20 protein-coding genes and 1 tRNA gene are annotated in these 19,653 nt (G+C 62.5%); 16 read left to right on the forward strand and 5 right to left on the reverse strand.

All coding sequences use genetic code 11. The features are described 5' to 3' along the window. Positions 1-74: 74 nt before the first annotated feature. From EK373_RS23310 to EK373_RS33150, 5 genes are all read left to right on the forward strand, one after another. Positions 75-1,856, forward strand: a complete 1,782-nt coding sequence (locus EK373_RS23310) for an IlvD/Edd family dehydratase (protein ID WP_129646452.1) — start codon at positions 75-77, stop codon at positions 1,854-1,856. Continuing rightward, complete coding sequence (locus EK373_RS23315) at positions 1,856-2,782, forward strand: SMP-30/gluconolactonase/LRE family protein (protein ID WP_157994506.1); 927 nt, start codon at positions 1,856-1,858, stop codon at positions 2,780-2,782. Before EK373_RS23310 ends, EK373_RS23315 begins: the two co-directional genes overlap by 1 nt. Then, positions 2,779-3,729, forward strand: coding sequence for a sugar phosphate isomerase/epimerase family protein (locus EK373_RS23320; protein ID WP_129646456.1), 951 nt, complete (start codon positions 2,779-2,781; stop codon positions 3,727-3,729). The genes EK373_RS23315 and EK373_RS23320 overlap by 4 nt, the downstream gene beginning before the upstream one ends. Before the next feature lie 79 nt (positions 3,730-3,808). Next, a complete protein-coding gene (locus tag EK373_RS23325) occupies positions 3,809-4,474 on the forward strand; it encodes a c-type cytochrome (RefSeq protein ID WP_157994507.1) in 666 nt (221 codons plus the stop codon). 239 nt (positions 4,475-4,713) lie between these two features. Further along, positions 4,714-4,929 carry a hypothetical protein gene (locus EK373_RS33150; protein WP_157994508.1) on the forward strand — a complete coding sequence of 72 codons (216 nt, stop codon included), beginning with the start codon at positions 4,714-4,716 and terminating at the stop codon, positions 4,927-4,929. A 381-nt stretch (positions 4,930-5,310) separates the two neighbouring features. Here EK373_RS33150 and EK373_RS23335 read toward each other — a convergent pair whose 3' ends face one another. The 3 genes from EK373_RS23335 to EK373_RS23345 all read right to left on the reverse strand — a co-directional run bounded on the left by EK373_RS23335 (position 5,311) and on the right by EK373_RS23345 (position 6,769). Further along, positions 5,311-5,568: a helix-turn-helix domain-containing protein gene (locus EK373_RS23335; RefSeq protein WP_129646462.1), complete on the reverse strand. Its 258-nt coding sequence runs from the start codon at positions 5,566-5,568 to the stop codon at positions 5,311-5,313. Between the two features lie 761 nt (positions 5,569-6,329). After that, complete coding sequence (locus EK373_RS23340) at positions 6,330-6,506, reverse strand: Arm DNA-binding domain-containing protein (RefSeq protein WP_129646464.1); 177 nt, start codon at positions 6,504-6,506, stop codon at positions 6,330-6,332. Between the two features lie 176 nt (positions 6,507-6,682). After that, positions 6,683-6,769, reverse strand: a tRNA-Leu gene (locus tag EK373_RS23345). A 99-nt stretch (positions 6,770-6,868) separates the two neighbouring features. Here EK373_RS23345 and EK373_RS23350 point away from each other — a divergent pair. The 6 genes from EK373_RS23350 to EK373_RS23375 all read left to right on the forward strand — a co-directional run bounded on the left by EK373_RS23350 (position 6,869) and on the right by EK373_RS23375 (position 12,573). Beyond that, a complete protein-coding gene (locus EK373_RS23350) occupies positions 6,869-7,471 on the forward strand; it encodes an RNA polymerase sigma factor (RefSeq protein ID WP_129646466.1) in 603 nt (200 codons plus the stop codon). Next, entirely contained in the window at positions 7,444-8,076 is a 633-nt protein-coding gene (locus EK373_RS23355) for a hypothetical protein (RefSeq protein WP_129646468.1), read from the forward strand. The genes EK373_RS23350 and EK373_RS23355 overlap by 28 nt, the downstream gene beginning before the upstream one ends. Positions 8,077-8,094: 18 nt before the next feature. Further along, a complete protein-coding gene (locus EK373_RS23360) occupies positions 8,095-9,174 on the forward strand; it encodes a PDZ domain-containing protein (RefSeq protein ID WP_129646470.1) in 1,080 nt (359 codons plus the stop codon). Between the two features lie 93 nt (positions 9,175-9,267). After that, a complete protein-coding gene (gene queA, locus EK373_RS23365) occupies positions 9,268-10,284 on the forward strand; it encodes a tRNA preQ1(34) S-adenosylmethionine ribosyltransferase-isomerase QueA (RefSeq protein WP_129646472.1) in 1,017 nt (338 codons plus the stop codon). Between the two features lie 9 nt (positions 10,285-10,293). Continuing rightward, complete coding sequence (gene tgt, locus EK373_RS23370; protein ID WP_129647338.1) at positions 10,294-11,412, forward strand: tRNA guanosine(34) transglycosylase Tgt; 1,119 nt, start codon at positions 10,294-10,296, stop codon at positions 11,410-11,412. A gap of 36 nt (positions 11,413-11,448) precedes the next feature. Beyond that, a complete protein-coding gene (locus EK373_RS23375; RefSeq protein ID WP_129646474.1) occupies positions 11,449-12,573 on the forward strand; it encodes an AI-2E family transporter in 1,125 nt (374 codons plus the stop codon). A 4-nt stretch (positions 12,574-12,577) separates the two neighbouring features. On the opposite strand, the gene EK373_RS23380 is transcribed toward EK373_RS23375, so the two are convergent. Beyond that, on the reverse strand, positions 12,578-13,864 hold the full coding sequence (locus EK373_RS23380) for a hemolysin family protein (RefSeq protein WP_129646476.1): 1,287 nt from the start codon (positions 13,862-13,864) through the stop codon (positions 12,578-12,580). A 233-nt stretch (positions 13,865-14,097) separates the two neighbouring features. On the opposite strand from EK373_RS23380, the gene yajC reads away from it, so the two are divergent. The 5 genes from yajC to EK373_RS23405 all read left to right on the forward strand — a co-directional run bounded on the left by yajC (position 14,098) and on the right by EK373_RS23405 (position 19,134). After that, positions 14,098-14,430 carry a preprotein translocase subunit YajC gene (yajC, locus tag EK373_RS23385; protein ID WP_129646478.1) on the forward strand — a complete coding sequence of 111 codons (333 nt, stop codon included), beginning with the start codon at positions 14,098-14,100 and terminating at the stop codon, positions 14,428-14,430. A gap of 60 nt (positions 14,431-14,490) precedes the next feature. After that, a complete protein-coding gene (secD, locus tag EK373_RS23390) occupies positions 14,491-16,347 on the forward strand; it encodes a protein translocase subunit SecD (RefSeq protein ID WP_129646480.1) in 1,857 nt (618 codons plus the stop codon). Positions 16,348-16,359: 12 nt separating this feature from the next. Beyond that, complete coding sequence (gene secF / locus EK373_RS23395) at positions 16,360-17,295, forward strand: protein translocase subunit SecF (RefSeq protein ID WP_129646482.1); 936 nt, start codon at positions 16,360-16,362, stop codon at positions 17,293-17,295. Between the two features lie 65 nt (positions 17,296-17,360). Beyond that, positions 17,361-18,347, forward strand: a complete 987-nt coding sequence (locus EK373_RS23400) for a TerC family protein (RefSeq protein ID WP_129646484.1) — start codon at positions 17,361-17,363, stop codon at positions 18,345-18,347. A gap of 31 nt (positions 18,348-18,378) precedes the next feature. After that, on the forward strand, positions 18,379-19,134 hold the full coding sequence (locus EK373_RS23405) for a TerC family protein (protein ID WP_129646486.1): 756 nt from the start codon (positions 18,379-18,381) through the stop codon (positions 19,132-19,134). Between the two features lie 21 nt (positions 19,135-19,155). On the opposite strand, the gene EK373_RS23410 is transcribed toward EK373_RS23405, so the two are convergent. After that, positions 19,156-19,467: a lipid-A-disaccharide synthase N-terminal domain-containing protein gene (locus EK373_RS23410; protein WP_129646488.1), complete on the reverse strand. Its 312-nt coding sequence runs from the start codon at positions 19,465-19,467 to the stop codon at positions 19,156-19,158. Between the last annotated feature and the right edge of the window lie 186 nt (positions 19,468-19,653).

The following is a 19,653-nucleotide window of genomic DNA, read 5'->3' on the forward strand; positions in this document are numbered from 1 at the left end:
GACGGTGAATTGCGATGTGGTGGGGCGCTGCGGTCGGGCGCACCTTCCTCACCTGGAAACAAAGGCAAACAGCGATGAACAAGCCACTTCGCAAGCTGCGCAGTCGTGCGTGGTTCGACGATCCGGACCATCCTGTCGAGACGGCCATCTATATCGAGAGGTACCTGAACTACGGGCTCACCGCCGAAGAACTGCGCTCCGGCCGCCCGATCATCGGCATCGCTCAGACGGGAAGCGATCTCGCGCCGTGCAATCGCCACCACATCGCCCTGGCCGCACGCGTTCGAGACGGTATCAGGGATGCCGGCGGCGTTCCCTTCGAGTTCCCCGTGCATGCTATCCACGAGATGGGCAAGCGTCCCACGGCCGCAATCGATCGCAACCTCGCGTACCTCGGACTGGTGGAGATCCTGCACGGCTACCCGCTGGATGCAGTTGTGCTCACAACCGGCTGCGACAAGACCACGCCGGCCGGCTTGATGGCGGCCGCGGTAGTCGATCTTCCGGCCATCGTGCTCTCCGGCGGGCCGATGTTGAACGGCTGGTCGGGAGAGACGCGCGTCGGCTCCGGCTCGATCATCTGGCGTGCGCGCGATCGCTTGAAGGCCGGCGACATCGATTTCGAGCAATTCATGCAAGAGGTGCTCGCGTCGTCACCGAGCATCGGCCACTGCAACACCATGGGCACGGCGTTGACCATGAATTGTCTCGCCGAAGCCCTGGGCATGTCGCTGCCGGGTTGCGCGGCGATTCCTGCCGCGTACCGTGAACGATCACAGATGGCCTACTCGACCGGGCGCAGAATCGTCGAGATGGTCCACGAGGATCTGCGAGTCTCCGCAATCCTCACGCCAGCGGCCTTTCGCAACGCCATTCGAGCATGCGCCGCCCTCGGCGGATCGACCAACGCGACCATCCATCTCCAAGCCATCGCCGAGGCCGCCGGACATCCGCTCGCGCTATCGGAGTGGTCTCGATGCGGGGCCGAGATTCCGATGCTGGTGAACTGCCAGCCAGCAGGCGACTACCTCGGTGAGGATTTTTATCGGGCCGGCGGCATGCCGGCGGTCCTGGGTGAGTTGCTGCGTGCTGGAGTGATGGAAGGGGCCGCACGTACCGTGTCCGCGCGCAGCGTCGGCGAGCTGTATTCCGACAGTGCCAGTTCGGAGCCGCGCGTGATCCGCCCCTTTGCGGACCCCGTTCGACCCAACGGCGGTTTTGTGATTCTCGACAGTAATATTTTTCGCTCGGCGGTGTTCAAAGCGTCGGTGTTGACGGATGCTTTCCGGCGCCGTTATCTGCAGGACCCGCAGCAACCAGGCGTGTTCGTCGGCCGCACTGTGGTGTTCGATGGGCCGGAGGATTATCACAATCGCATCGACGACCCGGCTCTCGCGATCGACGAAGACTGCATCCTGGTCATGCGTGGCTGCGGGCCGCTTGGCTATCCCGGCTCGGCAGAAGTGGTCAACATGTCGCCACCGGACTATCTGGTCCGTCGCGGCGTCGAGATCCTGCCGTGCATCGGCGATGGCAGGCAGAGCGGTACGTCTGCCAGCCCTTCGATTCTGCACGTCACGCCCGAGTCAGCCACCGGAGCAGGGCTCGCTCTGGTTGAGACGGGCGACCGCATGCGCATCGACCTGATGCGCTGTCGGGTCGATCTGCTGGTCGAGGAGTCGGAGCTGTCCCGGCGTCGTGCGAATGCGGCCGCGAATCGATTGAACAATCAAACGCCATGGCAGGAGATCTATCGTGCTTACGTGCGACCCTTGGACGAAGGTGCCGGACTCGCGACCGAAAAGACGTACTCTCGAATCGCCGATGTCGAAGGACTGCCGCGCCATTCGCACTGATGACACCTCAATGCATCTGGGCAGCCAGGGCCGAACTTGGCGAAAGCCCCCTCTGGCACGATCGACTCGTTTACTGGGTGGACATCGTGCACGCGCAACTGTGTGTGTTGGATCCCGCGACCGGGAGCCGAGTTCGATGGACTTTGCCGTTCGCAGCGACCTGCCTGGTGCCCGCCGGCGCGGGTCGCCTGATTGCCGCCTCGGCGTCGGGCTTCTATGAGCTCGACTCTTTCAGCTGCACTGTCGGCCGGCGTATCGCGCCGGGAGTCAGTCCCGGACTTCGCACCAACGATGGTGCGTGCGACCCGTGGGGCGCGCTATGGTACGGCACCATGGATTTGCTCGAGCGCAAGCCGCGTGGGCGCTTCCACCGACTTCACAGCAGCGGTAATACCGATGCGATTTGGGGCGGCTTCGCAATCACCAACGGTCCCGCCTTCGATCTGGCTCGGGGACTCATGTTTGTTACCGACACGCTTGCTCGGCGCATCTATCGCGGCAGGATCGACCGGTTCGGCCTGGCGGGTGAGCTCGAGGTGTTTCATCAGTTCGATGGCGACGACGGCTATCCCGACGGCATGGCGGTCGACGAGCAGGGCAGTCTATGGTGCGCGATGTGGGCGGGGCGGAAGCTCGTCAGATTGTCGGCCGGTGGGGACGTTCAGGAGCAGCTTGCGTTGCCCGTGAGCAATCCGACCAAGTGCGCATTCGGGGGCGGCAATGGTACGACGCTGTTCGTCACCACCGCCCGCAAGGGCCTCAGTCTCAAGCAGCTGGCGGCCGAGCCGCTGGCCGGCGGTCTATTCGCCATCGAAACGCAGGTTCGAGGTGCAGGCGTCGCGTGCTTCGCGCGGCCCTGGGTGCAACATGCGACACCCGATAACGGCACAGCGATGTGCAATACCTCTCTTGGAGGCAATAGATGAATGTCACGCGACGTGAGTTCGGCAAGCTGGCCCTCGGTGGCCTGTCGAGCGCAGTTGGTATCAGCAGCCTTGGCAGTCGGGACGCGTCCGCCGCAACCACGGCAACTGCCGGCGCCAATCGATCACTTATCGAGGGCGTGCAGTTCGGTCTGCAACCTTATTGCTACCACGATCTGCCGATGACTCGCGAGAATCGACCGCTACTCATCGAGCGGTTGCTCGCCAACGGCATGGGCATGGTGGAGTTGATGTCGCCTTGGGTGGAGCCGAACTTCCGCACCCCCGGTGTGACGCCGGAGCAGGCTCGCGAGAAGTTGCGCCAATGGCGCTTGAACGTTGCCCCCGACTACTACCTGGCGATCAAAAAGGAGTTCGACGACGTCGGCATTACAGTGTTCACCTACTATGTCGACTTCCGGACCAGTCTGCGCGACTCGAGCGACGCGGAAGTCGACGCACTGTTTCGGGCGGGGCAGACGCTCGGCGCGAAAGGTTGCGTCGGGTCCATGTGGCTGTCGGCGGCACAGCGGCTGGCCTCGTTTCCCGGTAAACACGGCATGTTCCTCGGGCTGCATAACCACGCCAACCTATCCGATCCCGACGCCTTGAGCAGCGAAGAAAGTTTCATCAAGGCGCTCAGTTACTCGCCGGACTTCAAGGCCGTGCTGGATGTGCGGCATTTCGTCGCCGCGAACGGCGATTGCCTGGGCTTCCTCGAGCGGCACCATTCGCGAGTTGCCAGCGTGCATCTGGGGGACCGCCGCCGCAACAACGGTCGTAGCACGCCCTTTGGGGAAGGAGATGCGCCGCTCATCGAGATCCTGAGGATGATCCGAGATAACCAATGGTCCATCCCGGCCATCATCGAATTCGAGCACGGCACGCTGCGCTCGGGTGTCGAAGAAGTGCAGTTGATGTTCGATTACTGCAAGCGCGCGCTCGCTTGAGGTTGAGGAAGCCAAGATGAAAAGAACCAACGCTGACTCGCTGCGCAGGCTGGTCCTGTGTTGCATCGGAAGCCTCGGCTTGCTCGCCACCAGCGGCGCGGGAGCGGATCCATCAACGGCAGGGCGAAGTTACAACGCGGAGTTCCTGGGGCCGGTGCTCGACGATTCGCTCATCCAGCATGGGAAGGAGACATACGTCGTGGCGGGCTGCGCGTATTGTCACGGTGTCAACCTTCAGCCGCTCGGCGAAGCAGCGGACTTGATGCGCTCGCCCATGGTTGGCGCCGACGACAATGGCAACGTGATCGGTCCCGTGGTGCGCGCGGGATTCCCCCAGACGCTCAGTTTGTCACCGATGCCGCAGTACTCAGACCTGAGTGAACAGCAGATCATTGCCATAGCGAGGTGGATCCACTATGCGCGCCAGCAAGGGCGGTACAAGGAACTGGTCGCTGCTCCGGACCGGAGAGGCGATGCCGCCGCTGGCAGGGACTATTTTGCCCGAGCATGCAGTGCATGCCATTCGACCGAGCGCGATCTGGCTCGCATCGGCCGCACGTACGATCGCCAGAAATTGCGGGCGCAAATCTTGGCACCCGATGCGTTGAACCGCCAGACCTCGTTCAAAGTGGACCGGCGGGGGGATGCAAAGTCCCTCGGGCGTCAGCGCCATGGTGCGCTGCTCGAGAACTATTCGAAGGAGGATGTCTCCAATCTCGTCTCGTATCTGCAGAGCGCGAGATAACAGAACATCGTCCGGAGGTTCCCAGAGACAACGCTCGTGAGCAGGTTGGTTTACATACGCTCAGGCGCTACAGCCGCATGCTGGCGGCAGGCGGGCGCCAACTCGCAGGAGGAACTCGATGTGCCTGCAAGTGCAGGCCTGATGCAGATCACTTCCTCAAGGAACTAATAACCACACTCGATCGGCTGATTTCACATCAGAGTATTAGCGCGTTTCAAACCGCAGAATACGAGGTGGCTATGAACATTGTCAGGGCATTCGAACATTACTGTCTTCGCAACGATTTTCCGCCGGTGTCAGCGGAGGAACAGGTTGCGCTCGATGCGTACACGGTGTGGCTGATCCAGCGAGGCCTGCTCAGCAAAACGGAGATTGCCGTTGAGAGGGCCTCCACTGAGAGTCAGCGTTATCGCGTGGCGGCACAGCTGGACAACATTGTCTTTCCGCGTCGTTGAGCGTTTTGCAGATCAGCAAAGGGGCAGCGCGTGACCGCGTGAACTACAAGCGCCTTTCGAAGCGGCCCCGCTTGGTCTTGTCCAAACCCGCGCGTACCTTGGAAGCGAACTTCAGTTGCGAGCCTTCGTACATGCCGACAATCAGGAACTCGAGACGGTCCTTTCCGTTCGGGCCGAAAGCCGCCGATCACAAACTCCGGGCTGCAAGTTGAAGCGCATCGTCTGCCAGTCGAGCGTACGGCTTCGAACCTCAATGCCGCGTATGAATCATTCGCGATCGTCCCCTGCCAAGTGGTACTGACAGTGGCACGCGTCGGTGCCCGTAGATTCCGCGCACGCGGTACTGCGCGAAAGTGAACCACCCAGCAGCCGCCAGCAGTGTCAAAGGGGAATCGCATCGTGGCACTCCTTAAATGGGAGTGTGGCCCGATACAGCTTGATCGGGTCAGTTTTGGTTGCGGACGCAATCGCTGTCAGGTGGATTACGCGGACGTGTTGCGTGCCATCCTCCATCTTCTGAACGACGCTGTGCGAGTTGGAGATCATGCGTGAGAGTTCCCTTTGCGTGAGCCCGGCCTTCTCAGGTGCTGCTTTGATAGCTGCGATGGCTCTTGCTTGCTCGGGTGTAATTTCAGTCATGGTTGATCTTGTGGTGACCCGAAAATCGGGGCACTTGGCCTTGCAAATCAAAGTTTCGAGCAAGGCGCAGCCCGACCGTCATGGTCAGAGAGTGTGCTCTTAGCGCCGGTTTATGGCGTACGTCTGTCGTGCATAACGACGAGATTGAAAAGCGTCCTGGCGAAGGTGAGTGGGAGCGATCATTTCAGTATCGAGGCCTACCTGCAGTGCCATTGCGGATTTGACCCCGACACTGAGACAAACTGACAGACTGCGAATCGCTGAAAAACTGCAGAATCCGCTGAACCAGCACTTCGTCGATGTCACAATTGCTGATTGGCCTTCATGCTTTTCTCCTAGTCTTGCAACTTTACTCGGCGTCGAAGTGGAAATGATCGTCGCCCCAGCTGCGGGAGATCAATGCTTTAATTCGCAGGCTGCAGGCTGATGGTGCAGATAGGCGCGAGGCGGTCAGCAGAATTCATCGTAGCCTCGTTGGTGTCGCGACAAGCTTGGAGTGGCAGCGTAGGAGGCATCATTCGTCTTAATGTAGTGGCTCGAAGGATCCGCAGCGCGGAGAGCAGACGGTCCACGAAAAGACGATGCGCTTCATGTGGGAGGATATGAAGCAGTGTCGAGCCACAGTTCTCCAGGCGGCAAGCAGACGCGAGCCATTTGCGGCATTGGGAGAGGGTCCGGCGCGGAATTTGCTTCGAAAACGGAACGGCCGCCGTCAGTATCTGATTTGTATGTCTCTCGATCCTACTTGCTTGAAGTCGCCCTTACCACTCGCCGATGGCAAGCAGCTTTTCGCGCCCGCCATATCGATTTTTCATCCGCCACAGTCGCGCACCCGTTGGTGGCACATACAAGAAGAGGCCGCGCCCGTCGTACACCTTGAATGGCTTCTCTGCAGGTTTGACGGCCTTCACTGCAGTTTCAGTCAGAGGTAACGCCATATTGGGAATCCAAATGGGGGTATCGATGAATTGGTGTCTACGATATCCCCGTTTGTACCCCCACGTTGGCTCAGCTGCCCCCGGACGGCAACGCACGGTCCGCGAGCCGAGTCTCGCGGAAATGCTTGTTTTCTAGGGGTTTTAGCGATGCCGACGGAGGGTGTCGGACGATCGGATGGTGCCGGTGGAGGGAATCGAACCCACACGCTTTTAAGGGCGGCGGATTTTGAGTCCGCTGCGTCTACCAGTTCCGCCACACCGGCTACGGGAAGCGAAGGGCGGCGATTATAGCGGAATGCCGTTGCCCGGCTACAACCACTTTTTTTGCGACCTTTTTGCCGTGAGCCGCATCAAACCTGCCGATGTCGCACTTTCAGGGTATCGAGGTCGCCGCTGAAGTGGTTCGGGCTGCCCAGGCGGGCGAGCCGCGGGCCCATGAGGCCATTTATCGGGCCTGTCAGCGACCCATCTATACCCTGATCCGGCGCCTGGTGGTGCGCGCGGCGATTGCCGATGAGCTGTTCCAGGAGACGTTCATCGAGGTTCTGCGGAACATCGGCGCGTATACCGGGGAGGGGGCTTTCGGTGGGTGGGTGCGCAGTATCGCGGTGAGCAAGTGCTTGATGTACCTGCGTTCGCCGTGGCATCGCAGCCTGCTGTACCTGGACAACGACGACGAGTCCACGGCACCAATGGTGCTGCTCGATGGTGCGTCGCTGCCCGAGGCGCAGGCCTCGGCGAGTGCCGATGTGGAACGTGCTCTGGCGACGCTGCCTGCGCTCACGCGCAGCGTGGTGTGGCTGCACGACGTAGAAGGTTATACACACGCGGAGATTGGACGCCTGCTAGGACGCACGGCGAGTTTTTCGAAGTCGCAGCTGGCGCGGGCGCATGCCCGGATGCGCGAGCTGCTGGAGCAACCGGCGGGATCAACGTCATGCACGCACGCATCAAGCACTTGTTAGGCCTTCGGGACGGCGAGCCGGTCGCGGCGAACGTGGCCGAGCACGTCCGGCTGTGCCCGATCTGCGCCGGCGAGCTGCAGCGTCTGTCGACACTTCGCGAGGAAATGCGGGCGTTGCCGCAGTTCGAGCCGCCGGATCTGGCGTGGGAGCGGATTCAAGCCGCGGTTCCTGAACCCCAGAGCCGCCGTTTCCGTCTCGGCAAGATCGGGCTCGCGGCGGCTGCCGCGGCGGTGGTGACGCTGACGGTGATTACGTTGGTCGCGGGTCATTTCGATCGGAGCAGCGGGGCGACGACCGAGCTCGCGACGGTTGAGGCTCCGTTGCCGCAGATCGTCCCGCATGTCGATGAGTTGGTCGCGCAATCCCAGCAGCTCGAGCAGCTATTGCAGAAGCTGCCGGAGCGGCCGCGCATCGAGCGCGTGTCGACGGCCGCGACCATCGACACGATCGAACAGCGCATTCAGTGGCTGGATTTCCAGCTGTCCAACGCGCCCGAAGCCGATCTGAGCGAGGCGCAATCGCGTCAGCTGTGGCGTGAGCGCGTGGAGTTGATGGATTCGCTGGTGAAGGTGCGCTACGCCGAGGCCGGCGCACTCTGGTTTTAACACTGGGAGCACAAGGTTATGACGACCAGGTCATTGCGTTCGACGACGATGGTTCGCGTCGCGTTACTGGCCATTGCCGCGGCCGTGGCGACCGCGTCGGTTTCCGCGGCGGAAGTCGAGAAGAAATCCGAGGAGTCGCAGGCGGAGATCGAGAAGAAGCTCGAAGATGCGCGGCGTCGGCTAGATACGGCGGCGCGCGAAGTCGCTCAGCTGAGCATGTCGATGTCCGACTTCTCGGTGCCCCAGATGCGGCATTTCACCGGCTTCGGTCCGCCGCGCGCCATGTTGGGCATCAACCTCGGTCCGCGCGGCGAGGAGCAATCCGAGGGCGTCGCGATCGTCAGCGTCAGTCCCGGCGGTGCCGCGGAGAGCGCGGGATTGAAGGCGGGCGATGTGCTGCTCTCCATCGGCGACAAGCAACTGAAGCGCACTGACGATTTGAGCGCGCGCGAAGTGCTGCTCAAGGAACTGGGCGAAGTGAAACCCGGTGAAAAGGTGCAACTGCGCTATCGGCGCGACAACAAGGTCGCCACGGCTACCGTGACGCCGGAAGCGGCGGATCGAATCTTCTCCATGCCGCCGATGGCGGTGCGCGGGAAGTTCGCGAGTGCCGGCGTACCCGGCTTTCCGATGGGGCCGCTCGGCGCGATCCGCGCGGTCGGCGTGTTCGGCTCGGCAGAGTTGGTGCCGCTGACGCCCAAGCTCGGTCAGTACTTCGGCACCGAAAAGGGCTTGCTCGTGGTGCGCGCGCCTGCCGACAGTCGCCTGAAACTGGAAGATGGCGACGTGATCGTCGATATCGACGGCCGCACGCCGGCGAATCCGGGGCATGCGTTTCGAATTCTCGGCTCGTATCAGGCCGGCGAGAAGCTGACGCTCAATGTGCTGCGCCAGAAAAAGAAGATGTCGTTCGACATCACGATTCCCGACACGCCGGCGGCCGCGCACACCGGGCCGTTCATGTTCCACCAACAGTTGGACGGGCCGGAGGGGCCGCGCGATGACGTCATGATCGGGCCCGGCCCCGGTGGCCCGCCGTTGCCGCCACCGCCACCGGGCGAGCGCGGTCTCATCACCATCGTGGACGAGCCGGCGTAACGAGTCCCCCTGCCCGGGAACGGTGCTGCGTCTCTCGGGGCGCCGCCTGCGAGTCAACGCAGGCGGCGATCTTTCTGCTACCGTGCGCGCCCCATGCGGCGCACCGACTTCGCCTATGACCTCCCGGTCGACCTGATTGCTCAGCACCCTCCTGTAGAGCGGGCGGGTGGCCGGCTGCTGCACATTCCGCGGGCTGAGCCGCTTCGGGACCTACGATTTACCGACTTTCCCAGCCTGCTGAAGCCCGGCGATCTGCTGGTTTTCAACGACACCCGGGTGATTCCTGCGCGGGTGCACGGGGTGAAGCCGACGGGCGGGCAGGTGGAAATCCTGCTCGAGCGGGTGCTCGATGGAAATCGCATCCTCGCCCACGTGCATGCGAGCAAACCGCTGCGGAGCGAGGCGCCCGTCGCGCTGCCGGGCGGTGTCGAAGCCCGCTTCGTCACTCGACATGACGATCTGTTCGAGCTGCAGTTGAGCACCGAGCCGCTCGCGTTCTTTCAGCAACATGGCTCGATGCCATTGCCACCTTATATAGAGCGCAACGCCGAGCTCGACGATGCGACCCGCTATCAAACGGTGTACGCGCGAGAACCTGGCGCCGTCGCGGCGCCGACGGCGGGCCTGCATTTCGACGATGAGATCCTGGCTCGGTGCAAAGCCAAGGGCGTCGAATCGACGTTTGTGACATTGCACGTTGGCGCGGGCACCTTTCAAAACGTGCGCGTCGACGATCTGCAACAGCATCGCATGCACGCCGAGCGCATCAGCGTCAGCGCCGAAGCGTGTGCCGCTATCGCCGCGACGAAAGCACGCGGCGGTCGCGTGATTGCCGTGGGAACAACGGTCGTGCGCTCGCTCGAGTCGGCGGCGCAATCGGGCTCGCTGCAGCCCTATGAAGGCGAGACGCGCTTGTTCATCACGCCGGGCTATCGCTTCAAAGTGATCGATGCGTTGCTCACGAACTTTCATCTGCCGGAGTCGACCTTATTGATGCTGGTCTGCGCCTTCGGCGGCTTCGACGAAGTGATGGGCGCGTACCGGCACGCGGTCGCGCAGCGCTATCGTTTCTTCAGTTATGGTGACGCGATGTTTCTGGAGCGTCGTTAGCTCATGGGAATGCAGTTCGAATTGATCACGTCTGACGGCGGCGCACGTCGCGGTCGTTTGACGTTTCCTCGCGGCGTGGTCGAGACGCCCATCTTCATGCCCGTGGGCACCTACGGCACCGTCAAGGCGATGACGCCCGAAGAGCTCGTTGGCATGGGTGCGCAGATCGTGCTCGGCAATACGTTTCATCTGATGCTTCGTCCCGGCATGCCGGTGATTCGGGCTCACGACGGACTGCACCGGTTCATGCATTGGGAAAAGCCCATCCTCACCGACTCGGGCGGCTTTCAGGTGTTCAGCCTGGCCACGATGCGCAAGATCACGGAGGAGGGGGTGAACTTCCGCTCGCCGGTCAATGGCGATGCGGTGATGTTGACGCCCGAGCGCTCCATGCAAGTGCAGAAGGATCTCGACTCGGATGTGGCGATGATCTTCGATGAGTGCACGCCGTATCCGGCGACGGAACCTGAGGCGCGGCGCTCGATGGAATTGTCCTTGCGCTGGGCGCTGCGCAGCCGGGCCGAGTTCGATCGGCTCAACAATCCCAACGCGCTGTTCGGCATCGTCCAGGGCGGCATGTACACAGCGCTGCGCCAGGAGTCGGCGGCCGGGTTGCAGCAGATCGGCTTCGACGGCTATGCCGTCGGCGGCCTCGCGGTCGGCGAGCCCAAAGAAGAGCGGGAGCGCATGCTCGATGGCATCGTCTCGCATCTGCCGAAAGATCGGCCTCGCTATTTGATGGGCGTCGGAACGCCGGAGGACCTGGTCGAAGCGGTGCGCCGTGGCGTCGACATGTTTGATTGCGTCATGCCGACACGCAACGCACGCAATGGACATTTGTTTACCAGTACCGGCGTAGTGCGCATCCGCAATGCCCAATACGAGACCGATACGGGTCCACTGGACGAAGCATGCTCGTGTTACACCTGCACGAATTACAGCCGTGCCTATTTGCGACACCTGGACCGCTGCGGCGAAATTCTGGCCGCGCGGCTCGGCAGCATTCATAATCTGCACTTCTATCTGTCCTTGATGCAGTCCATGCGCACTGCCATCGAGGAGCATCGTTTCGAGGCCTTCGCCGCGGATTTCTATGCGCGCCGGTCGCGGACCGACGCCAGCGAGTAATGCGACAAACGCGCTTGAGTTAGCGGCTCCCCATTCATGCTTGCCGATCTGCCTACCGCGCCTTGGTTCCGCCGCCTGCTGGTCGCAGGTCTGATCCTCGGCATTCTGCTGCTGACCTTCTCGGTGCTGCAGCCGTTCATCGTGCCGCTGATCTGGGGCGCCATCCTCGCGTACGTCGCCTGGCCCATGCACTTGCGGATTTTGAAGATGTGCGGCGGTCGCAATCCGGCGGCGTCGTTGATTTCGACCCTGCTGGTGACGGTCATCATCGTCGTGCCGCTGGTCTGGCTGATCCTGATGCTGCGCGTGGAAGCGGTCGCGGCGTATGGCGCGATCCAGGATTTCCTCGCCACCAAACCAGTGCTGCCGCAGGCCATTCGCGACTTGCCGTATGTCGGCGCGCAGGCGCAGGAGATCTTGAATCAAATCTCCGCCGATCCCAAGGCGTTGCGCGGCCAGGTGATGCTGATGATGGAGGAGTCATCGGTTGAAGTGACACGGCTCATTGGCGGAGCGGGACGCAACGTCGCGAAGCTGTTCTTCGCCGTGTTCTCCATGTACTTCCTGTTACGCGATGGACCGCGGCTGATGCGGGAAGCGCGCGCCGTGCTGGAAGGAATATTGGGCCCGCGAGTGCATGATTACATCGACGCGGCCGGTTACACGACGCAGGCGGTGGTGTATGCACTGATGCTCGGCGCGCTGGCGCAGGGCGTGGCGGCGGGCTTCGGCTATTGGATTTTCGGGGTCGAAGCGCCGGTGCTGATGGGTGCGGTCACCGTCATCATCGCGCTGATTCCGTTCGGCGCGCCGATGGTGTGGGGCAGTCTCGCGACGTGGGCACTGGTGCGCGGACAAATGGTCGACGGTATCGGCCTGATCCTGTGGGGCCTGATCCTGGTCAGCTGGGTGGACAACATCGTGCGTCCGCTGGTCATTTCCAACGCGACGCGCATGCCGTTCCTGCTGGTGGTGTTCGGCGTGCTCGGCGGCGTGCTGGCATTCGGCCTGGTGGGCCTGTTCATCGGTCCGGTGCTGCTGGCGGTGTCGCTCGCGATCTGGCGAGAGTGGCTGGAAGAGCATTCGACCAAGGAAGACGTCGCCATCGTCACGGCGGACGGCACCAAGCCGCTCCCGGTCAAGAAGACGGGCTCGCCTTAAGGTCTCAAGTGGCCGCCTGTTTGCGCAGCAGGATCTTGTCGATGCGCACGCCGTCCATGTCCATGATCTCGATCTTCAGATCGCGCCAGGTGAGCGTGTCGCCGGCCTTGGGAATGCGGCCGAGGCGGGCGAGCACGAAGCCCGCGACGGTGTGATAGTCGCGGCCGCCCATGTCGCGCCGGCCGAGACGCTGCTGTAACTCTTCGATCGGCATGTGCCCGTCGACCAGCCACGAACCGTCGTCGCGCTGCACATATTCGGCGCGCTCGCGGCTGCCCAGGTCCGGCAGCTCGCCGGCAATCGCCTTGAGAATGTCGATGGGCGTGGTGATGCCTTCGATTTCGCCGTATTCGTCGGTGACCAGGGCCAGGTGGGTGCTGGAGCGCTGGAACTGATCGAGCAGCTGCAGGACCGAGATCGAATCGGGAATGTGCAGCGGCGGATCCAGGTCCTTCTCCGGATCCAGCTCGCCCCGGTGCAAAGCTTCGCTCAGGTCGGCGAGGGTGATCATGCCGAGCAGGTTGTCGAACTTCTCGCGCGCCACCAGGAAGCGCGCGTGACCGCTTTCCTTGGCTCGTTGCCACAGCACTTCGATCGGCTCTTCGATATCCAGCCAGATCACGTCCTGGCGCGGAATCATGATGGAGCCTACCTTGCGATCGGCCAGCGCCAGCACGCCTTCGAGCAAACGACGCTCCGAAGCGAGGAACACGCCGGCGGTCGTGCCTTCGGCGACCAGCGCACGCACATCATCTTCAGTGACCGCCGCCTGCGGCGCAGACGAGATGGGCAGCAACTTGAGCAGCCGATTCACCGTCACGCGCAACAACCACACGAACGGCACCATGATCGTGGCGAACAAACGCATCGCAGGCGCGACGAAGGTCGCCAGGGATTCGGCATGCAGCAGGGCGACGCGTTTGGGTATCAGCTCGCCGATGACCAGCGTCACGAAGGTCACCACCAGCACGACCAGGACATAGGCGGTTTCTTCGGCGAACTCTGCGGGCAGGCCCAGGTCCACCAGCTGCCCGGCAAGCGGATCGGCGAATACATTGGTGCTGTAGACGCCATTGACGATCGAGATAATGGTGATGCCGATCTGGATCGCCGACAGCAGGGAGGTCGGATCTTCCATCAGCGCCAGGGCCGACCTGGCCCCCGAGCGTCCCTGTTCCGCCGCTGCCTGTAGACGCACCTTCTTGGCGGCGACCAGCGCCATTTCCGACAGCGCGAAGAATCCGTTCAACAAAGTGAGCAGCAGCAGGATCAGGACATCACGGGAAAGCATGCAGCCGAATCAGCCTCATAGCTCACGGGGGGCGGACAGTGTACGGCAAGTCGCCCGGCCCACAGGCGGCCTGAACAGGGCTGGATAGTGGCCGGAAGGGCGGTGTGTATAATGCGCCGCTCTTTGCCGACCCGGCGGTGCCCGGGTGCGCGCGTGCTCGCGCCGGCAGAGCCGTTTTTCTCGTCCTTTCCCGGGGTTCTTCCCCAGTTTTTCGTTTTCGGGGGCATTGCAAGATGGACTGGTTGATTTCCACCGCTGCCGCACAGGCGACCGGCACCTCGGCCCAGCCCAACGCGCTCATGCAATTTTTGCCGCTGGTGCTGATTTTCGTCGTCTTCTATTTCCTGCTGATCCGTCCGCAAACCAAGCGCGCCAAGGAACATCGCGCCATGGTGGCGGCCCTGGGCGTCGGCGCCGAGGTCGTCACCAGCGGCGGCATCCTGGGCAAGATCGTCGAGGTGAGCGAGCAGTTCGTGACCCTGGAGATCGCCCCCGGCGTCAACATCAAAGTGCAGCGTCACGCCGTATCCCAAGAGCTGCCGAAGGGCACCTTGAAGAGCGCTTAACCCAAGGATAGGTAGCGCCGGGCCTGCGGCCCGGTCCGAAGGCCGCGACAAAAATTACCCATGTATCAATTCGCCAAGTGGAAATACTGGCTGATCATCATCGTGATGGTGGTCGGCACGCTGTTCGCGTTACCCAACGTGTTCGGCGAGGGGCCGGCGCTGCAGCTGTCGCGCAACGACCGGGCGGCCATGGACCAGGCCAGCAAGGACAAAGTGCTGAGCCTGCTGGATGCCGACAGCGTGCCGGTCGAAGCTTCGTATACCGAAAAGGATCGCCTGGTCCTGCGCTTCGCGGACGCGGAGACTCAAAGCAAGGCGCGTGAAACCATCGCCAAGCGAGGCAACGGCGAATTCCTGGTCGCGCTTTCGACCGCTTCACGCGCGCCGGACTGGATGCGCACCATCGGCTTGAAGCCGATGAGCCTCGGCCTCGACCTGCGGGGCGGCGTGCACTTCGTCTATGAGGTGGACACGATAGGCGCGGTGGATCAGGCGATCGATCGTATGGAGCGCGACGCCCGCGCGACGCTGCGCGACAAGCGAGTTCCTTATGCCTCGGTGACGCGAGTAAACGAGTCGGTTCGCGTAACCCTGCGTAGTCAGGACGATTTGACCGCGGCGCAGGACGCTCTGCGTTCGCCCGACGGCAGCATTCTGCTGAATACTTCCGATAGCGCCGCAGGCCCCGTGATCGAAATGACGATGACGCCGGCCGAAGTCAAACGACGTCAGGACGTGGCCGTTCAGCAGAACATCACGACGCTGCGCAACCGTGTCGACGAGTTGGGCATCTCCGAGCCCATCGTCACTCGGCAGGCCGTCAACCGTATCGTCGTGCAATTGCCGGGTGTGCAGGATCCGAACGAAGCGATCCGCGTGCTGGGCGCCACCGCGACCCTCGAGTTCCGCCTGGTCGATGAGACCAACAATCCTTATGAAGCCGCCCAGACCAAGCGCGTTCCCATCGGCTCGAAGCTGCTGAATACGCGCGACGGCCGGCCGATCCTGGTCAAGCGCGACATCATCGCCACCGGCGAGCAGTTGTCGGACGCAAGTTCCGGTTTCGCCGAAGGCTCGCCCCAGGTGAACGTCGTGCTCGATTCGCGCGGCGGTCAGTCGATGATGGAAGCGACGCGCGACAACGTCGGCAAGCGCATGGCCGTCGTCTACATCGAGAAGAAACAACTGGCCGAAGGCGAGCGGTGCGAAGGCACGCGCAACGGCGCGTTGTGTACCGAAGAAGAGGTCATCAGCGACGCGACCATTCAAAGCGTGTTGTCGGATCGCTTCCGCATCACCGGCCTGCAGGCGACCGAAGCCCGCGAGCTGGCGCTGTTGCTGCGTTCCGGCGCGTTGGCGGCTCCGCAGACCATCGTCGAGCAGCGTTCGGTCGGTCCGAGCCTGGGTCAGGACAACATCGATCGCGGCATTCGCGCCATGGCCATCGGCCTGCTGCTGACGTTCGCGTTCATGGCCGTGTACTACCGCGCGTTCGGCTGGATCGCGAATCTGGTGCTGCTGTCGAACCTGGTCCTCACGGTCGGCCTGCTCTCGATGTTGCAGGCATCGCTGTCATTGCCCGGCATCGCCGCCGTCGTGTTCCACATGGGTATCGCGGTCGACGCGAACATCCTGATCTACGAGCGTATCCGAGAGGAGCTGCGCAACGGCAACTCGCCGCTGCAGTCGATCAACGTCGGCTTCGAAAAGGCGTTCGCAACGATCGCCGACTCGAACGTCACGACCTTGATCGCCGGCGTCGTGCTGTTCGCGTTCGGCACCGGCACGATCCGCAGCTTCGCCATCGTGATGACGCTCGGCATCATCACTTCGCTCTTCACATCGGTTGTCGGCAGCCGCGCCCTGGTCCACGCGATCTGGGGTAGCCGCCGCAAGCTCGATCACTTGTCTATTTAAGAGAGCCCCGCAATGGAGTTCTTTCACAAGGTAACCAAGTACCCGTTCATGCACACCCGCAAGGTGTGGTACGGGGTGTCGGGCGTGGCGATCATCGCGTCCATCGTGCTGCTGTTCGTGCACGGATTGAATCTGGGCATCGACTTCACCGGCGGCGTGGTGCTCGAGTTCGCGTATCCGAAGGCGGCGAACATCGAGCGCACACGCACGGCGCTGCAGGAGGCCGGCTTCCACGAAGCCCAGGTGCAAAACTTCGGCGACGAGCGCAGCGTCGCGGTGCGCCTGCTGCCGACCGACGGACAGGACGTGAATCAGGTCAGCAAGGCGGTGACTGACGCGCTGAAGAAGACCGATCCCGAGGTCGAACTGCGTCGCGCCGAGGTGGTCGGTCCGCAGGTCGGCGAGGAGCTGACCAATCAGGGCGGCCTGGCGATTTTGTTCACGTTCGTGTTGATCGGCATCTATACCTGGTGGCGCTTCCAATGGAAGATGGGCGTCAGCGCCATCATCGCGACCTTGCACGATCCGTTGATCATCCTGGGCTTCTTCGCCGTCAGCGACATTCCGTTCGACCTCGCCGTGCTGGCCGCGATCCTGGCCGTCATCGGCTACTCGCTGAACGACACCGTCGTGGTGTTCGATCGGGTGCGTGAGAATTTCCATTCGATGCGCAAAGCCAGCCCCGAAGAAGTCATGGACGCCTCGATCAACCAGACGCTGTCGCGAACCATCATCACGTCGGGCGCCACCCTGCTGGTGGTGGTCGTGCTGCTGATCGAAGGCGGCGAGACCCTGCGCGGCTTCTCTTGGGCGCTGACCATCGGCATCCTGGTCGGCACGTATTCCTCGATTTACGTGGCCGGCGCGCTGGCCCTGGACATGAAGCTGTCGGCGCTCGACCTGATCGAGCAGAAGAAAGACACCTCCGAACTCGACGCTTTGCCGTAACTCCCTTGGAACCCCAGGCCCCCGTGGCGGATACCGCAATAACGACAGCAGCAGCGGGCTGAGCCATGAGCTTGATGGTCTGGGTGGTCTTCTTCGCACTGTATCTGAGCGTCCTGGCGCTGGATCTGGTGGTGCTGCACCGGGAGTCGAAGGAGATGAGCGTCCGCCAGGCGCTCGGCTGGACGGTTGTCTGGATCCTGGTGGCGCTGTCGTTCTCCGCGCTGGTGTACGGCGTCTACGAGCATCACTGGTTCGGCTGGCGCACCTCGCCCGACGCACCGAGCGGTGCCGAAGCGGCGATTCAGTACATCACCGGCTATCTGCTCGAGTGGTCGCTGTCGGTCGACAACATCTTCGTGATCGCGATCATCTTCACGTACATGAAGATTCCGCCGCAGTTCCAGTATCGAGTGCTGTTCTGGGGCATCGTCGGCGCCATCCTGCTGCGAGGCGCGATGATCGCGGCCGGCGCGGCGCTGATCCATTCCTTCGACTGGATGTTCTATGTCTTCGGCGCGATCCTGCTGCTCTCGGCGGCGCGCATGCTGAAGAGCGAAGAAGAGCAGTTCGACCCGGGCAAGAGCGTGCTGGTGCGGCTGGCGCGCCGAGTTTATCCGGTTACCGACAAGCTCGATGGCGAGCGCTTCTTCACGATGGTCGATGGCGCCCGCCATGCGACGCCGCTGTTCGTGACCTTGCTGCTGGTCGACTTCGCCGACGTGGTGTTCGCGGTCGACTCCATTCCCGCGATCTTCGCGGTGACCCAGGAGCCGTTCATCGTGTTCACCTCGAACGCGTTCGCCATCCTCGGGCTGCGCTCGCTGTACTTTGCGATCGCCGGCCTGATGATGATGTTCAAGTACATCAAGTTCAGCCTGATCTTCATCTTAGGCTTCGTCGGCGTGAAGATGATGCTGCACCATCATCTGGAGATCCCGCACGCCATCTCGCTCGGTGTGATCGTCGGGTTCCTGGCGATCGGCGTCGTGGCGTCGTTGTGGGTGTCGCGGCGCGAGGCTGCGTCCGGCACGCCCGACCTGCGCAACGATTGAATCGTGACTGTTATCTCGTGAGGTTCGGACTGTGGAATTCTTGACTGATCCCCAGGTGTGGCTGGCGTTCCTGACGCTGACGGCTCTGGAGATCGTCCTCGGCATCGACAACATCATTTTCATTTCCATCCTGGTGGGCCGCCTGCCGCCGGAGCAGCGGGCGCGGGGCCGCACCATCGGCCTGTCGCTCGCGATGATCACGCGCATCCTGCTGCTGCTGTCGATCACCTGGGTGATGGGGCTGTCGGATGAGTTGTTTTCGATCCTGGGCCGCGGTATTTCGGGGCGGGACCTGATCCTGTTCGGCGGCGGTCTGTTCCTGATCGCGAAGAGCACGCTCGAGATCCACGGCAGCCTGGAAGGCGCGCACGAAGAGCGCGAGGCTAAGGGCGGGGCATCGTTCATGTCGGTGATCGTCCAGATCGCCATCATCGACATCGTGTTCTCGCTCGACTCGGTGATCACCGCGGTCGGCATGGCCGACCATGTCGAGGTGATGATCGCCGCGGTGGTCGTTGCGGTGCTGGTGATGATGTTCCTGGCCGGCCCGATCAGCGATTTCGTCGATCGGCATCCGACCATCAAGATGCTGGCGCTGTCGTTCCTGATCCTGATCGGCGTGGCGCTGGTCGGCGAAGGCCTCGGCTTCCACATCCCGAAGGGCTACATCTACTTCGCCATGGCGTTCTCGGTGCTGGTGGAGATGCTCAACATCCAGGTGCGCAAGCGCGCGAACCGGCCTAAGGACGAGCCGGTTCAGCTGCGCAAGAAGCTCGAGGAAGAGTAGGAAAGCAACAAAGTGTTGCGATCAGGCCGCGCTGCCCCGGCCTTGCCTGTTCTTGCGATCCAGATACAAGTTGTAGAGCGCGACGAACAGCGGGAAAAGGTTCGACATGACTCCGACGGAGTCGTTCTTGCCGAAGATGAAATAGGCGAGCAGCAGCACGCTGCCGGCGGCGCTCATGTACCAGAACAGGGTGGGCATGACCGGCTTGCCGTGGGCCTTCGAGGCGGCGAGCTGGACGAACCAGCGGCCGGCGAACAGGAACACACCGGTGTAGCCGATGAGCTTCCACGGCGTGACCGTGACTCCGAACATTACGGTTAAGACATTATTCATGGCGGCCGACGGTCTCGACTCTGTATGCAACGAGCGTTGGTGCATGACTTTACAGATATTGTCCCCATTGTGGTGCCAGGGAATGCCTCCGCGGCCCACCTCGGTGCGCAGACGTTTCTGGCGTCTTCCTGTCTCAGGTCGGGTGACGTTCACTGCCGGATGCGCCTATGATCCGCTCCGCACGGG

It is taken from the genome of Peristeroidobacter agariperforans, from assembly GCF_004138335.1.
Classification (GTDB): Bacteria; Pseudomonadota; Gammaproteobacteria; order Steroidobacterales; family Steroidobacteraceae; genus Steroidobacter; species Steroidobacter agariperforans.

What these genes read in the sequence shown, in the direction of transcription:
- secD (WP_129646480.1), top strand. Translation starts at nt 14,491, where the DNA reads ATGTATCAATTCGCCAAGTGGAAATACTGGCTGATCATCATCGTGATG.
- EK373_RS23375 (WP_129646474.1), top strand. Translation starts at nt 11,449, where the DNA reads ATGCTTGCCGATCTGCCTACCGCGCCTTGGTTCCGCCGCCTGCTGGTC.
- EK373_RS23350 (WP_129646466.1), top strand. Translation starts at nt 6,869, where the DNA reads ATGTCGCACTTTCAGGGTATCGAGGTCGCCGCTGAAGTGGTTCGGGCT.
- EK373_RS23400 (WP_129646484.1), top strand. Translation starts at nt 17,361, where the DNA reads ATGAGCTTGATGGTCTGGGTGGTCTTCTTCGCACTGTATCTGAGCGTC.
- EK373_RS23335 (WP_129646462.1), bottom strand. Translation starts at nt 5,568, where the DNA reads ATGACTGAAATTACACCCGAGCAAGCAAGAGCCATCGCAGCTATCAAA.
- EK373_RS23380 (WP_129646476.1), bottom strand. Translation starts at nt 13,864, where the DNA reads ATGCTTTCCCGTGATGTCCTGATCCTGCTGCTGCTCACTTTGTTGAAC.
- EK373_RS23320 (WP_129646456.1), top strand. Translation starts at nt 2,779, where the DNA reads ATGAATGTCACGCGACGTGAGTTCGGCAAGCTGGCCCTCGGTGGCCTG.
- EK373_RS23310 (WP_129646452.1), top strand. Translation starts at nt 75, where the DNA reads ATGAACAAGCCACTTCGCAAGCTGCGCAGTCGTGCGTGGTTCGACGAT.
- EK373_RS23360 (WP_129646470.1), top strand. Translation starts at nt 8,095, where the DNA reads ATGACGACCAGGTCATTGCGTTCGACGACGATGGTTCGCGTCGCGTTA.
- queA (WP_129646472.1), top strand. Translation starts at nt 9,268, where the DNA reads ATGCGGCGCACCGACTTCGCCTATGACCTCCCGGTCGACCTGATTGCT.
- yajC (WP_129646478.1), top strand. Translation starts at nt 14,098, where the DNA reads ATGGACTGGTTGATTTCCACCGCTGCCGCACAGGCGACCGGCACCTCG.
- EK373_RS23340 (WP_129646464.1), bottom strand. Translation starts at nt 6,506, where the DNA reads ATGGCGTTACCTCTGACTGAAACTGCAGTGAAGGCCGTCAAACCTGCA.
- EK373_RS23410 (WP_129646488.1), bottom strand. Translation starts at nt 19,467, where the DNA reads ATGAATAATGTCTTAACCGTAATGTTCGGAGTCACGGTCACGCCGTGG.
- EK373_RS33150 (WP_157994508.1), top strand. Translation starts at nt 4,714, where the DNA reads ATGAACATTGTCAGGGCATTCGAACATTACTGTCTTCGCAACGATTTT.
- EK373_RS23315 (WP_157994506.1), top strand. Translation starts at nt 1,856, where the DNA reads ATGACACCTCAATGCATCTGGGCAGCCAGGGCCGAACTTGGCGAAAGC.
- tgt (WP_129647338.1), top strand. Translation starts at nt 10,294, where the DNA reads ATGCAGTTCGAATTGATCACGTCTGACGGCGGCGCACGTCGCGGTCGT.
- EK373_RS23355 (WP_129646468.1), top strand. Translation starts at nt 7,444, where the DNA reads ATGCACGCACGCATCAAGCACTTGTTAGGCCTTCGGGACGGCGAGCCG.
- secF (WP_129646482.1), top strand. Translation starts at nt 16,360, where the DNA reads ATGGAGTTCTTTCACAAGGTAACCAAGTACCCGTTCATGCACACCCGC.